General features: G+C 62.6%; 12 protein-coding genes. 6 read left to right on the top strand and 6 right to left on the bottom strand.

Annotated elements, in window-relative coordinates; genetic code table 11:
* Window positions 1-37: 37 nt before the first annotated feature.
* From AAEQ75_RS11640 to AAEQ75_RS11655, 4 genes are all read right to left on the bottom strand, one after another.
* Window positions 38-1,840, bottom strand: a complete 1,803-nt coding sequence (locus AAEQ75_RS11640) for a molecular chaperone (RefSeq protein ID WP_343348857.1) — start codon at window positions 1,838-1,840, stop codon at window positions 38-40.
* 167 nt (window positions 1,841-2,007) lie between these two features.
* Window positions 2,008-2,868 (bottom strand): archaetidylserine decarboxylase, encoded by an 861-nt coding sequence (gene asd / locus AAEQ75_RS11645; protein WP_143505567.1) that lies wholly within the window; start codon window positions 2,866-2,868, stop codon window positions 2,008-2,010.
* Window positions 2,869-2,937: 69 nt separating this feature from the next.
* Window positions 2,938-3,753 (bottom strand): rhodanese-like domain-containing protein, encoded by an 816-nt coding sequence (locus AAEQ75_RS11650; protein ID WP_343348861.1) that lies wholly within the window; start codon window positions 3,751-3,753, stop codon window positions 2,938-2,940.
* 50 nt (window positions 3,754-3,803) lie between these two features.
* Complete coding sequence (locus AAEQ75_RS11655) at window positions 3,804-5,327, bottom strand: HDOD domain-containing protein (RefSeq protein ID WP_343348863.1); 1,524 nt, start codon at window positions 5,325-5,327, stop codon at window positions 3,804-3,806.
* Window positions 5,328-5,447: 120 nt separating this feature from the next.
* Here AAEQ75_RS11655 and motA point away from each other — a divergent pair, with 120 nt between their 5' ends.
* On the top strand, window positions 5,448-6,299 hold the full coding sequence (motA, locus tag AAEQ75_RS11660) for a flagellar motor stator protein MotA (RefSeq protein ID WP_343348865.1): 852 nt from the start codon (window positions 5,448-5,450) through the stop codon (window positions 6,297-6,299).
* A gap of 3 nt (window positions 6,300-6,302) precedes the next feature.
* Window positions 6,303-7,307 carry a flagellar motor protein MotB gene (gene motB, locus AAEQ75_RS11665; RefSeq protein WP_343348867.1) on the top strand — a complete coding sequence of 335 codons (1,005 nt, stop codon included), beginning with the start codon at window positions 6,303-6,305 and terminating at the stop codon, window positions 7,305-7,307.
* Here the strand turns inward: motB and rsgA are convergent.
* Window positions 7,301-8,332 carry a small ribosomal subunit biogenesis GTPase RsgA gene (gene rsgA / locus AAEQ75_RS11670; RefSeq protein ID WP_343348869.1) on the bottom strand — a complete coding sequence of 344 codons (1,032 nt, stop codon included), beginning with the start codon at window positions 8,330-8,332 and terminating at the stop codon, window positions 7,301-7,303. The two genes, motB and rsgA, sit on opposite strands and share 7 nt — an antisense overlap.
* Before the next feature lie 87 nt (window positions 8,333-8,419).
* Here rsgA and AAEQ75_RS11675 point away from each other — a divergent pair, with 87 nt between their 5' ends.
* Both AAEQ75_RS11675 and orn read left to right on the top strand, forming a co-directional pair.
* Complete coding sequence (locus AAEQ75_RS11675) at window positions 8,420-9,214, top strand: class I SAM-dependent methyltransferase (protein WP_343348871.1); 795 nt, start codon at window positions 8,420-8,422, stop codon at window positions 9,212-9,214.
* Window positions 9,215-9,243: 29 nt separating this feature from the next.
* Window positions 9,244-9,786, top strand: coding sequence for an oligoribonuclease (gene orn, locus AAEQ75_RS11680; protein WP_099522717.1), 543 nt, complete (start codon window positions 9,244-9,246; stop codon window positions 9,784-9,786).
* Between the two features lie 99 nt (window positions 9,787-9,885).
* Here orn and queG read toward each other — a convergent pair whose 3' ends face one another.
* The gene (gene queG, locus AAEQ75_RS11685) at window positions 9,886-10,950 is read right to left on the bottom strand and encodes a tRNA epoxyqueuosine(34) reductase QueG (RefSeq protein WP_343348874.1); all 1,065 of its coding nucleotides are present in this window, start codon (window positions 10,948-10,950) and stop codon (window positions 9,886-9,888) included.
* Window positions 10,951-11,011: 61 nt separating this feature from the next.
* On the opposite strand from queG, the gene AAEQ75_RS11690 reads away from it, so the two are divergent.
* Together AAEQ75_RS11690 and tsaE are read left to right on the top strand one after the other, a co-directional pair.
* Window positions 11,012-12,508, top strand: coding sequence for an NAD(P)H-hydrate dehydratase (locus AAEQ75_RS11690; RefSeq protein WP_343348876.1), 1,497 nt, complete (start codon window positions 11,012-11,014; stop codon window positions 12,506-12,508).
* On the top strand, window positions 12,496-12,963 hold the full coding sequence (tsaE, locus tag AAEQ75_RS11695; RefSeq protein ID WP_179545909.1) for a tRNA (adenosine(37)-N6)-threonylcarbamoyltransferase complex ATPase subunit type 1 TsaE: 468 nt from the start codon (window positions 12,496-12,498) through the stop codon (window positions 12,961-12,963). Before AAEQ75_RS11690 ends, tsaE begins: the two co-directional genes overlap by 13 nt.
* Window positions 12,964-12,966 lie beyond the last annotated feature (3 nt).

The following is a 12,966-nucleotide window of genomic DNA, read 5'->3' on the forward strand; positions in this document are numbered from 1 at the left end:
GACGCGAAAAAGCGACAAATGGTGAGTCCACCGGAGCCTACAGCGACTTCCAGAGCGAGTCAAAATCTTCCTCCCCGGCAGGCTTCTGGCTTTGCGAGGCTGTGACCGGTGTCCCGGCTGAGGCTTCTTCCACGCCCACTCGGTGATATTCGAACTGGCTGAAGCTGCCGGTGCTGACTTGCTTGCGCGTCAGTACCGCGCGGTGCTCTTCGCCGTGGTCGTTGATCAGTACCTTGCTGCCTTCCTGGAACGGCAGGCGCGGCGTGATCAGGCTGGCAGGGCGGGAAATGGCGCTGATTTCCGGCAGCAGCAGGGCGCGCAGGTACTGGCTGTTCTGCTCGCCTTTGCGCAGCAGTTGCAGGCCGCACGGGCGCGCGTGCGGTGCGATCAGCTCGATCCCCATCTGCGTGCCGCCGCCGCGGACCTGACGAATCCAGCGCACGATGGCCACGCTCCAGCCCTGGCTGGGATTGTCTTGTACGCCTAACAGTTCGCCGGCCTGCAGTTGGCTGGGGACGTCCTTTGGCCAGGAAAGGCAATAGCCACCGGGGCTGTGATTGACGATGGGCAGAGGAAAGGTCGGGTAGCTTTCGCCATTGCTCTCGGGTTGAGCCTGCTCGCCGGGGGTTACCTTGGTGTACTGAATCTCTTCGAAGTGGATTTCGTCAGCCGCATTGCGTTGGGCATCGAAGGCGTTCGACCAGACGTCAGGCTCGCCGGTAACCGGCTTGAACACCGCTGCGCCGATCTCCACGGGACGCTTGAGCACTTCGGCGAACGAGCTGCGTCCGGCGAGGAAGAAGTGCAGCGCGGTCATGCCGATGCACAGGGTCAGGCTGCCGTGGCCCGCAGTGCGCTGGAAGGTGCGTTCGGCGATGTCGCCCCAGGCCGCCGCGACGTGTTGCAGCAGGTCGAGGCTGATGCCCTCCGGAATCATCAGGCGCGATTTGCTGCGCTCTTCTTCCGGCAGATCGAGGTACTCCTTGATGGCGTCGACCAGCGGCTGGGTATCGATACCCAGCAGGTTGTGCAGTTCGCTGCTCTGGTACAGCGACTTGTAGCGTGGTGGGCCGTCGATCTGTGGCGCCAGCACGAACAGGCTGTCTGGATCATCGCCGGCCTGCAGCTTGACCAGCGTGCTCCAAGGCTCCAGCGCTTCTGCCAGGCGTGCGATGCCGTTCTGGCGCATCTGGTTGGTACGCGCGCAGCCCAGCAGCAGTGCGGTCACGTAGGTCTGCTCGGTGCTCATGCCCTGAGTATGGCGTGCCAACGGGTCACGAATGACCTGACGCTGCAGGCGCTGCTCGCAGGCAATCTGATAGAGCTGGTGCAGCTCCAGCCAGAGCCCTTCGGGCACCGGGCAGTAAAGCTGACTGGCACGAATCAGCGGGCAGCACAGGCTGTGGCTGGCACGCTGCAGGGAGACGGCGAGCAGTTGGTCGCGATCCTTGCCGCTACGGGTGATCACGCGGGAAATGATCAGCTTGTAGCCAACGGCCAGGTGGTTCTGTAACGCCTGGCACAGGTTGGCCACCTTGCGCGGGCGTTCGTCGAGCACGATGGCCTGGTTGAGAAAGTGGCGTTCCAGGTGTTGGCAGACGAAGCTGACTTCCGGGCGTAGCAACTCCAGCAACTGCAGACGGTTTTCCGAGGGAGTGAGGAATTGATTGAGTTCCACCAGGCTCTGATACAGCTGGCGTGCAGTTTCACCGATGTTCGCCTTGGGCAGGCCAGCGATCCAACGTTTGAGATCGCGGGGGCTGCCGTCGCAGAAGCTGAGGCTCTGCTTGCTCGGCGTGGGAACGCGCAATAGCTGAAGGTGGGTACTCTGTTTATCCATCAAACTCGGAGGCTCCGGCCACGCACTAGCAAGCGGCTCTAGTAACAGTCTTTCGAACTCTAGCAGTATCTGCTTGGGCTGGCAGCCCGTCTGTGTGGACGGTCTACCTCGCCAGAGTACGGATCTATGACCGAACGGTCGAGATGCGGGTGCTTTTTCTCAGCAGCTCAGTCCTGAGTTGTGCCCATCAGTTGGCCCATGCGCACCGCGCTGCCAGCGTCCAGCTCTTGCGCCCATTGCACCTGATTCGGGCCGAACAGGACGATGGCAGTGGAGCCCAGCTTGAAACGGCCCATTTCGGCGCCCTTGGCCAGTTCGATTGGCCCGCGTGCTTGCGCGTCATAGCGTGTGCTCTTGAGCTCGCGCTTGGGTGGGGTGACCAGGCCGGCCCATACCGTCTCGACGCTGGCGACGATCATCGCGCCCACGAGCACTACCGCCATCGGACCGCGCTCGGTATCAAACAGGCAGACCACGCGCTCGTTGCGGGCAAACAGCTCCGGCACATTTTCTGCGGTGGTCTGGTTGACCGAGAACAGGCGACCCGGCACGTAGACCATTTCTTTCAGCGTGCCCCCCAGCGGCATATGCACGCGGTGGTAATCCTTCGGTGAGAGGTACACGGTGGCGAACTGGCCACCCATGAACGGCGCTGCGCGTTCGGCGTCGCCGCCAAGCAATTCGACAGCGCTGAAGCTGTGGCCCTTGGCCTGGAAGATGCGGCCGTGCTCGATGGCGCCGAGTTGGCTGATCGCGCCGTCGGCCGGGCTGAGAATCGCGCCGGGAGTTTCATCCAACGGGCGCGCGCCGTCTTTCAGGGCGCGGGTGAAGAACGCGTTGAAGTGTTCGTAAGTGCGCAGGTCTTCGACTTGCGCTTCGCTCATGTTGACCTGGTACTGCTTGGCGAACCACGAGATCAGCGGATTCTTCAGCCAGCCGATACGGCATTCGGCAACGCAGCCGATCAGGCGCGACAGCAGGTGATGAGGCAGCAGGTACTGGCTGAGGATAAAAAGACGTTGTTTCATCGTGTTTCCTTGAAGGTTCTGAACCGGCACTGGCGTGGCCAGGCCGGGGATATCTGATCGTCGGCGCGCTCAGCGTTCGATGGGGGTGTCGGGCAGATTGCCCCACTCGGACCAGGAGCCTGCATAGGCCTTCACGCGTGGATAGCCGAGCGCCTTGGCCACCACATAGCTGAAGCCGGAGCGGCGGTGCGTCTGGCAGTGAGTGATCACTTCCTTGTCGGGCGTGATGCCCAGGTTTTGCAGGACATCGGCGATGTCCGTACGGATGCGCATGCCGCGTTGCGGGTCCATGCCCGCGGTCCACTCGAAATGGGTGGCGCCGGGGATATGCCCGCCACGCGCTGAACTCAGTTTTTCGCCGCGGTACTCGTCTGCGCCGCGCACGTCCCAGATGGCCAGGTCGGCAGCATCCAGGCGCGATTGCAGATAATCGCGAGTGGCGGTGGGGGCGTCGCTCAGCGTCAGTGATACCTCGGTGCGGGTCACGGCTGGTTCTTCCTGGCTCAGCTCGAGGCCATCGCCAACCCAGGCCTGCAAGCCGCCGTTGAGGAAGTGGTAGCGCGAATGGCCGATCACGTCGAGCAGCCAGATGAAACGACCGGCCCAGGGGCCGCCCTCATCGTCGTAGACCACATAAGTGGCATCGGCGTGGTGGCCAATATCGGCGAACAGCGCTTCGAGTTGGGCTTGCTCGGGTAGTAGGCCGGGAGCGGGCGGGGCACCCAGTTGCGTGCGCTTGGTATCGACCCAGCGTGCGCCGGGGATATGGCCGGCTGCATAACGCGCAGCACTGCTCAGGTCGAGCAGGATCAGATCGGGGGCGTCCAGGCGCTCAGCCAGCTCGGCTGGCTCGATCACCAATGGCAAGTTGTCGAAGGCGGACATGACGGCCTCCTTGAATGAAAAGAGGTCGATTGTAGCGGAAACAGAGCGCTTCAGCGCCCGCGCCTGGAAAAGCTGCCCAGTGCGCGCTCGATGCACTGCACGGTCTTGCCGAACGCCTGCAGGCAGACGTCGTTGAGTGGTTGGCCGCCCTGGTCCGCTATAACCAGCATCACCACGCGACCATTGTTGGCCACAGAGCGCAGCAGCAGGTGTTCGCTGGGGAAAAGTGCCTTGAGGTTGCCGGGCAGCAAGGCAGAAAACTGCGCGATGTTGCTCGGTGTCAGGCGCAGTTGCCCGGGCGCGCTGAGCAGGCGCTTCAACACCTGGCTCTGTGCCGGATCGAGGCTGAGGCTCGCAGCGCTGGCGTCGAGGCCGGCATGTTGCTGGCTCTGCAGGCGAGTGTGATTACGATCGGCAAGTAGCAGCAGCACGCGCTTCATACCGCAGGCCTGCAAGGCGTCTCGGGCGCAGGCAGTCAGCTGTGGCACGTTGGCAAAGGTGCTGGGGTCGGAGAGCAAGCGTGCGCAGTGCTGGCGCCAGGCGGCGAGGTCATCGCGTTTTGGGGGGGCAGCTACGCTCACGGCTGGTTTGAGGCGATGAGCGTCCCAGGGCCAGATCAGTGCCAGCGCCGGGTGCCACAGTGCGGGGTCGTGGATCAAGCGCGCGCTGCTCACGGCATGCTGGTGCACTTCCTGCTGCAGTTCGTTGAGGGGTATCTGCAGGTACAGCCTGGTCAGTCTTTGCCAGCGCAGGCAGTGCGCGGTATCCCAGGCCTGATGCGCTGAGACCGCCAGGCCGTTGGCCAGCAGCACGCAATTGCTCGGGTGAGTGAGCCAGTGGCGCAGGGGGATGTCGGCGTCGAGCATCTGCTGTAGATGCAGGGAATGCTCGTTATCACGGGCGATGTGCAGTGCCTTGACCAATTGACGCCGATCTCGCTCCAGCAAGCGGTAGCCGCGAACGATCCACTCGGGCAGGCGCCAGCGCTCGGCCAGTTTGACGCACAGCTGGATCAAGGTGACCCCGAGCAATTCCTTCTCGACGACGGCAGGGCGCTCGCCTTTTAGTAGTACGCGCTGTTCCCACGCTTCGAAGAGTTGAGGATGGGCGCACAGCAGCGGCCAGATAGGGGAGAGAAACAGCAGGCTGCAGCCGTGCAGTTCATTCCACAGGCGTGCCAGGCGTGCGCCGAACAGGCCGCGCGCCTGTTGGCTGGCATGCTGACTAATCAGCAGGATCTGCTTGAGTGGCAGAGGGATGTCGCTTTCTGGCAGGGCAGGTGCCTGGTTGAGAAGGGCTTCGCAGCGGCTCAGTCCCAGACGTGAAAGTGCCGTTTCGACACTCTCGGCGGGATCGCTGAGGCTGTTGCCCGACTGGTTGGCTTCGCGCAGCACTTGCAGGGCAAAGGATGGGCTGGCTTCTATCGCCTCGGCAATTTCGCGCCAGGTGCGGCGGCTGTCGGCGAGGATGCGACGCAGGCGCAAATGCTGCTGCTGCTCGATTGGCAGTGGCAATTTGCCCAGTTGTTGTAACCAGGCATCCAGCGTGCGTGGCAGGGACTTTGACGTCGACATATTGGCTCGAGTCGAAACTGGCTTTTGACCATAACTGGCTATAGTCTGGCGTATAAGTTCCGATAATTAGAAGGGTTGTTTTCAATAACCCATCCACTAGGCTCTTCAAGCGTTTATTTCATGGTAAGAATCATAGGCATCATTGTTGTCTTTGGCTGTGTGCTCGGTGGGTTCATACTCTCGGGCGGCAAGTTTATGGCCTTGGTCCATCCCTTCGAGGTTCTGATTATTGGCGGCGCGGCGCTGGGGGCATTCTTACAGGCCAACCCCGGCAGCATGTTCATGACGGTGTTCAAGAAGTCGTTGAGCATGTTTGGCAGTCGCTTCACTCACGCCTATTACCTCGAAGTGCTCAAGCTGCTGTACGAGATACTCAACAAGAGTCGCCGCGAGGGCATGATGGCCATCGAGGCCGACGTCGAAGACCCCAACGCCAGTCCGATTTTCAGCAAGTATCCCGGTGTGCTCAAGGATGCGCGGATGACTGCATTCATCTGCGATTACCTGCGCATCATGTCTTCCGGCAACATGGCTCCACACGAACTGGAAGGCCTGTTCGATATGGAGCTGGCCAGCCTCAAGGATGAAGTGGAGCACCCTGCGCACGCGGTGGCCAAGGTCGCCGACGGCATGCCGGCCATGGGTATCGTCGCCGCTGTACTGGGCATCGTGATCACCATGTCGATTCTGGCCGAGGCGGACAACGCCCAGATCGGTGAGAAGGTAGGTACGGCCCTGGTCGGTACCTTCCTCGGCATTCTCGCTTCCTACGGCTTCTTCGGCCCGCTTTCCGGCGCGCTGGAGCATGACGCCAAGGAAGAGCTGAATCTCTACGAGGCGATCAAGGCGACGCTGGTCGCTTCCGCTTCTGGCATGCCGCCGACCCTGGCTGTCGAGTTCGGACGCAAGGTGCTGTATCCCGCGCATCGCCCGAGCTTCAGCGAGCTCGAGCAGGCCATGCGCGGCAACTAAGCCATGGAAAATAACCAACCCATCATCGTCAAGCGGGTCAAGAAGACTGCGGGCGGGCACCATGGTGGCGCCTGGAAGATCGCTTTCGCCGACTTCGCGACCGCCATGATGGCGTTCTTTCTGGTGATGTGGCTGATGTCATCGGCCACGCCGGAGCAGAAACGCGCGATCTCCGGTTACTTCCAAGACCCCATCGGCTTTACCGAAAGTGCCAGCCCCTACGCCATCGACCTGGGCGGGACGCCGACGCCGGCACCGGAGCGTACGCTCAATCCGGATGTTTCCGAGACGCCGGAGAGTCAGCCGGACGAGACGGGCGTCAGCACCGATCAGATCGAGACCCTGGCCGAGAAGATGGAGCAGGAGCGCCTGGAGCTGCTGTTGCAGGAATTGCAGAACAAGGTCGAAGAAAACCCCGAGCTGCAGCGTTTCAAGGATCAGATCCTGTTCGAGATCACCCAGGATGGCCTGCGCATTCAGATCATGGATGCCGAGAACAGGCCGATGTTCGCCCTTGGCAGCGCAGAGCTGCAGCCCTACTTCGAAGACATCCTGCTGGCGATGGCCGACACCATTCGAGCGGTGCCGAACAAGATCAGCGTCAGCGGTCATACCGATGCCAAGCCGTTTATCGGCCATGGTGATTTCGGTAACTGGGAGTTGTCATCCAATCGTGCCAATGCCGCAAGGCGCACGCTCGTGGCCGGCGGGTACCCGGACGAGCAGGTGGCGCGTGTCGTCGGGTACGCTTCGTCGGCGTTGTTCGATCGTGAGGATCCGTTCAATCCCGTCAATCGGCGCATCGATATCGTCGTGCTGACCAAGAAGGCGCAGCGCGCTATCGAGGGCGAGCAGGGCGCGGGTGCAGAGCCGTCAGCACAAGAGCCGGGACCCGCCGGCAGCCCGCCAGTGCCACCCGCCGACGCGCTACCGGCCGATCAACTGCGTGAGCGGTTGAATATCTTCGAGACTGGCAACAGTCCGCTCGACCAGTTGAACAATCAGTAATCGTCTTCCGGCAGGCTGGCGATGATGTGCCGATAGCTGGCCATGCGCTGTGGCTTTACGCGACCGTCTTCCAGCGCCTGCAGCAGGGCGCAACCGGGTTCGCGATCATGCTTGCAGTCACGAAAGCGGCAGCGCCCGAGCAGGTCGTGGAATTCGATGAAGCCCGCTTCCACGTCATCACGGCTGACATGGCCGAGGCCGAATTCGCGAATACCCGGGGAGTCGATCAATTGGCCGCCACCGGGAAAGTGGAAAAGACGAGCGGTGGTGGTGGTGTGCGTGCCCTTGCCAGTCAGCTCAGACAGCGCGCCGACACGCGTATCGACGCCGGGTAACAGGCTGTTGACCAGCGATGATTTGCCCACGCCAGATTGGCCCACGAATACGCTGACGTTACCGTTCAAGCGCTGTTTCAGCTGCTCCATGCCGTCGCCTTGATGGGCCGAGACCTCCAGCAACGGATACTCAAGCTCACGATAGACCTTGAGCAGAGCGTCCAGCGCGACCTGGTTCTGCTCGTCGATCAGATCGGCCTTGTTCAGCAGCAGCAACGGACGAATACCCGCGTGCTCGGCGGCCACCAGATAACGGTCGATCAGGTTGGCGTGCGGCTCGGGCAGCGGCGCGAAAACGATGACGATCTGGTCGACGTTGGCCGCCACCGGCTTGAGTTGGCCGCGCATGTCGGGGCGGCATAGCTCACTGTTTCGCGGCAATTGCGCGACGATGACGCCATCACCCTGATTGCCCGGGCGCCAGACCACCTGGTCGCCAGTGACCAGCGCCGGCAGGTTGGCGCGCAGGTGGCAGCGAAACACCTGGCCGGCCATTTCACCCTGCAAGCCCTCGATTTCCACCTGCACGCCGAAGTGGGCTATTACCAGGCCGGTCTGTTCCGGGCCGAGGTCACCGCCTTCCAGTGCTTCCACTGCCTTCGATTCACGCTTGGCTGCGCGGGCCGCGCGCTCACCTTGAATCTTTTCGATCCGCCAGTTCTGGCGGCGGTTGAGTTGGCGTTTGGCCATGGAGCTTCCGGGTAGTGGAGTGTTGATCGCGGCGAGTTTAGCATGAGCGCTCGGCGGCCATTCGGCTGTCAGGAACAGAGGTCGGGAATGACGATAGGCGAGGAAAGAACGGTGCTGCGGCTACCGTTGTTGCGCGCTCTTTTAGCGCAGGGCCTGTCCCTGGCGCTGGTGGTGGTGCTGGTCTATCTGCTGGCGTTACTGCCTTGGCGCATGTCGTTGTTTTCAGTGGCGCTGCTACAAGGTGTCGTAGCCGCAGTGATCGGCTGGCGCCTGGGCCTGTCACGCTGGTGGTTGTGGATCAATCTGGCGTTTTTACCCGCACTGCTGGTGATGCAGCGCGCTGAATTACCGGCCTGGCTTTTCCTGCTGGGATTCGTGCTGTTGCTGCTGGTCAACTGGAACAGTTTGCGTGAACAGGTGCCGCTCTACCTGAGTGGGCGCAAGGCACAGCAACGTCTGCAGCAGTTCATGAGCGAGCGTGAGTCGCCGCTGCGCTTCGTCGACCTGGGGTGTGGTACGGCAGGTACGGTACTGCAGCTGGCCAGGCAGTTTCCGCGCGGACAGTTCGTGGGTGTCGAGACGGCGCCCCTGCTCTTCGCTTTCGCCTGGCTGCGCTGCTTGCTGCAGGAAAACTGCAGCATTCGTTATCGGAGCTTGTGGCAGGTCGAGCTTGGCGAGTTCGATGTCGTCTACTGCTTTCTCTCGCCCGTGCCGATGCCGCGCCTGTGGGCCAAGGCGCAAGCCGAGATGCGCGCTGGCAGCTGGCTGATCAGCAATACCTTCGAGATTCCGGGTGTGCCTGCTGATCGCGAATTCGACGTCAGCGAGGGGCGGCAAACCTCTCTGTTTCTCTGGCAGATGAAGGGCGCCGAGATCCGCTAGACTTGGCGCCTGAGCCAAGGAGCCTAACCATGCAAAACCCCAACAACCTGATCTGGATCGACCTGGAAATGACCGGGCTGGAGCCAGAGCGTGATGTGATCATCGAGATGGCCACTATTGTCACCGATAGTGAGCTGAACGTGCTGGCTGAGGGACCGGTGATCGCCGTTCACCAGAGCGACGAGGCTCTGGCCGGCATGGACGAATGGAACACCCGCACCCATGGCCAGAGTGGCCTGACCCAGCGCGTGCGTGAGAGCAAGATCGACAGCGCCGCTGCCGAGGCGCAGACCATCGCTTTTCTCGAGCAGTGGGTGCCGAAGGGTAAGTCGCCAATCTGCGGCAACAGCATTGGTCAGGATCGCCGCTTTCTCTACAAGTACATGCCGGCGCTGGAAGCCTACTTCCACTACCGCTACCTGGACGTATCGACGCTGAAGATACTGGCCGGCATGTGGGCGCCAGAGGTCAAGGACAGCTTCCAGAAAACCGCCACCCACCAGGCGCTGGACGACATTCGCGAATCCATCGCCGAGCTGCGTCACTACCGCAAGCATTTCCTCAAGGTGTAAATGAACCCGCTCTTAGGGTGCGCCGCGCGCACCGAGCGGTTGTCGCGGTGCCGGCGTTAACTCGTGTAGCCCGGATGAAATCCGGGAAAATTCATCCGGCTACAGCGCGTTGTGCCGATCCAGTGCCCATTCCACATGCTCGCGCACAAGTTCCGATGGGTGTTCGCGGCGAGCATTGAGCGCCTGCAACACCGGGATGGTCGAAGGTGCATTGCCCAGACCGACTGCCAGGTTACGCAGCCAGCGCTCGTAGCCGGCGCGGCGTAGCGGTGAACCTTCGGTACGACTGAGAAATTCTTCTTCCGTCCACAGGAACAGCTCGGCCAGGCTGCTGTTGTCCAAGCCGTGGCGCGGCTGGAAGTCGCCCTGCTCGGTGGGGCGAGCGAAGCGATTCCAGGGGCAGACGATCTGGCAGTCGTCGCAGCCGAACACCCGGTTGCCGATCGGCGCACGTAGCTCTTCGGGGATCGAGCCTTTCAACTCGATGGTCAGGTAGGAAATGCAGCGCCGGGCGTCCAGCATGTAGGGGCCGGCGAAGGCCGCTGTGGGGCAGATATCCATGCATGCGCTGCAGCGTCCGCAATGCTCGCTGCCATGCGGTGCGTCCACCGGCAGTGGCAGGTCGACGAACAGCTCGCCGAGAAAGAAGTAGCTGCCAGCCTTGCGATTGAGCACCAGAGTGTTCTTGCCTATCCAGCCGAGGCCGGCCTTTTCGGCGATGGCCTTTTCCAGCACTGGGGCACTGTCGACGAAGGCGCGGTAGCCGAACGGACCGATCTGCTGCTGGATGCGTTCGGCCAGTTGCTGCAGGCGCTTGCGGATCAGCTTGTGGTAGTCGCGGCCCAGGGCGTAGCGCGACACGTAGGCTTGCTCCGGCTCCTGCAGGCGCTGGACCATCTGCGTATCGCCGGGCAGATAGTCCATGCGCAGGGACACCACGCGCAGGGTGCCGGGCACCAGCTCATCCGGGTGCGAGCGTTTGCTGCCGTGGGCGGCCATGTAGTCCATCTCGCCCTGGTAGCCAGCATCGAGCCAGCGTTGCAGGTGCGCCTCGTGCTCTCCCAGCTCGACATCGGTGATGCCGACTTGCTGAAAGCCCAGCTCACGTCCCCAGTCCTTGATGGACAGGGCGAGGGCGTCGAGGTCGAGGGTTTGATCGGACATGGGACGGGCGCAGGCGATGGACGTGGGTATAATTCTGCCAGACATACGCTGCGAGCGAGCCATGCATCTACCCGCCTCTTTACCGTTGAGCCTGCACAGCGCCGAACAGGTGCGTGCGCTGGATGCGCAACTGATCGCCGCCGGCACCCCCGGCTTCGAGTTGATGCAACGCGCGGCACATGCGGCCTGGCGCGCCCTGCGCAGGCGCTGGCCGGATGCCGACGAAATCACCGTACTGGCTGGGCGCGGCAATAATGCGGGTGATGGCTACCTGATTGCCGCTCTGGCTCGGCGTGCTGGGTGGCGTGTGCGAGTGCTGGCGGTGGGGGATGCTGCGGCTCTGACTGGTGATGCTGCTCAGGCCGGCGCCGAGGCGCGAAGAGCGGGTGTGGACATTTTGCCCTGGAACGAGTGCGCGCCATTGGCGGGTGTAGTGGTCGATGCGTTGCTCGGTACCGGGCTGTTAGGGGCGGTGCGTGAACCCTATGCCCGGGCGATCGTTATGCTCAACCAGAGTGGCTTGCCGGTGCTGGCGGTAGATATTCCTTCTGGCTTGAATGCTGACAGCGGCGCGTGTCTCGGTGTGGCAGTGCGCGCCGATCTGACCGTGACCTTCATCGCCCTCAAGCTCGGCCTGCTGACGGGAGTTGGTCCGGAGCTATGCGGCGAGCTGCAGTTCGATGATCTGCAGGGCGACGCTCAACTTTCGGCCCAGGCGCCCAGCGTGGCGCAGCGCCTCGATTCCGCCAACCTCCCACGGTTGAGCGCCCGCTCGCCTGTGGCGCACAAGGGGCAGTTCGGTCATCTGCTGGTGGTCGGGGGTGATCTGGGCATGGGCGGCGCTGCGCTGCTCTGTGCTGATAGCGCATTGCGCGCCGGTGCCGGCCTGGTATCACTGGCGACTCGTCCCGAGCACGTTGCGGCGTCCCTGGTGCGGCGGCCTGAAATCATGTGCGCTGCAATCGCTTCCGCCAATCAGTTGTTGGCACTGAGCGAGCGCGCCGATGTCTGTGTGGTAGGGCCTGGCCTGGGGCAGGGCGCCTGGTCGCGCAGTTTGCTGTCTGCTATCAGCGGTCTCGATGTGCCTCAGGTCTGGGATGCCGATGCGTTGAATCTTCTGGCTGCTGGCCAGGTCACCGCGCCTGGTCAGGGTGTGCTCACGCCGCACCCGGGCGAGGCGGCGCGCTTGCTGGGCTCCGATACCGCAAGCGTGCAGGCGGATCGGCTGGCTGCGGCGCGAGCGTTAGCGCAACGTTTCGGGCTGGTAGTGGTACTCAAGGGCGCAGGCAGCTTGATCGCTGAACCGGGCGGGCGGCTGGCGTTGTGTGATCGCGGCCATCCGGCGATGGCGGGCGCGGGGTTGGGAGATGTGCTGGCGGGATTGATTGGCGCACTGCTGGCGCAAGGTATGGCAGCGTATGATGCGGCCTGCCTGGCGGTGTGGCTGCATGCGCGGGCTGGTGAGGTGCTGGCTGCGCAGGGGCGCGGGCTGGCTGCTGGTGATCTACCTTGCGCTATTCGTCAGTTATTGGAGGAGTCGTGTCCTTGTGTGAAGTGAAACTCGAAGCGGCTGACGAAGCTGCGATGCTGACGTTGGGTGCGCGGATTGCCGAGATCAGCGGTGGCCTGGGCATCATCTATCTGCATGGTGATCTGGGTGCCGGCAAGACCACCCTTTCACGTGGCATTTTGCGCGGCCTGGGCCATGCTGGTGCGGTCAAAAGCCCGACCTTTACCCTGGTCGAACCCTACGAAATTGGCGACGTGCGCGCCTTTCATTTCGATCTTTACCGTCTGGTCGATCCTGAAGAGCTGGAGTTTCTCGGCATCCGTGATTACTTCGAGGGGGATGCCCTGTGCCTGATCGAATGGCCGCAGCGTGGCGCAGGCGTTTTGCCAAAGCCCGACCTGGACATTACCATTGACACCCAAGCGAGCGGCCGTTCGCTGTTGCTGCAGGGGCATGGGGCTCGAGGGGAGGCCTGGTGCAAGGCCCTGAGCAGCAAGCAATGAATA

This window comes from Pseudomonas sediminis (genome assembly GCF_039555755.1).
In the GTDB taxonomy this organism is placed as follows: domain Bacteria; phylum Pseudomonadota; class Gammaproteobacteria; order Pseudomonadales; family Pseudomonadaceae; genus Aquipseudomonas; species Aquipseudomonas mendocina_D.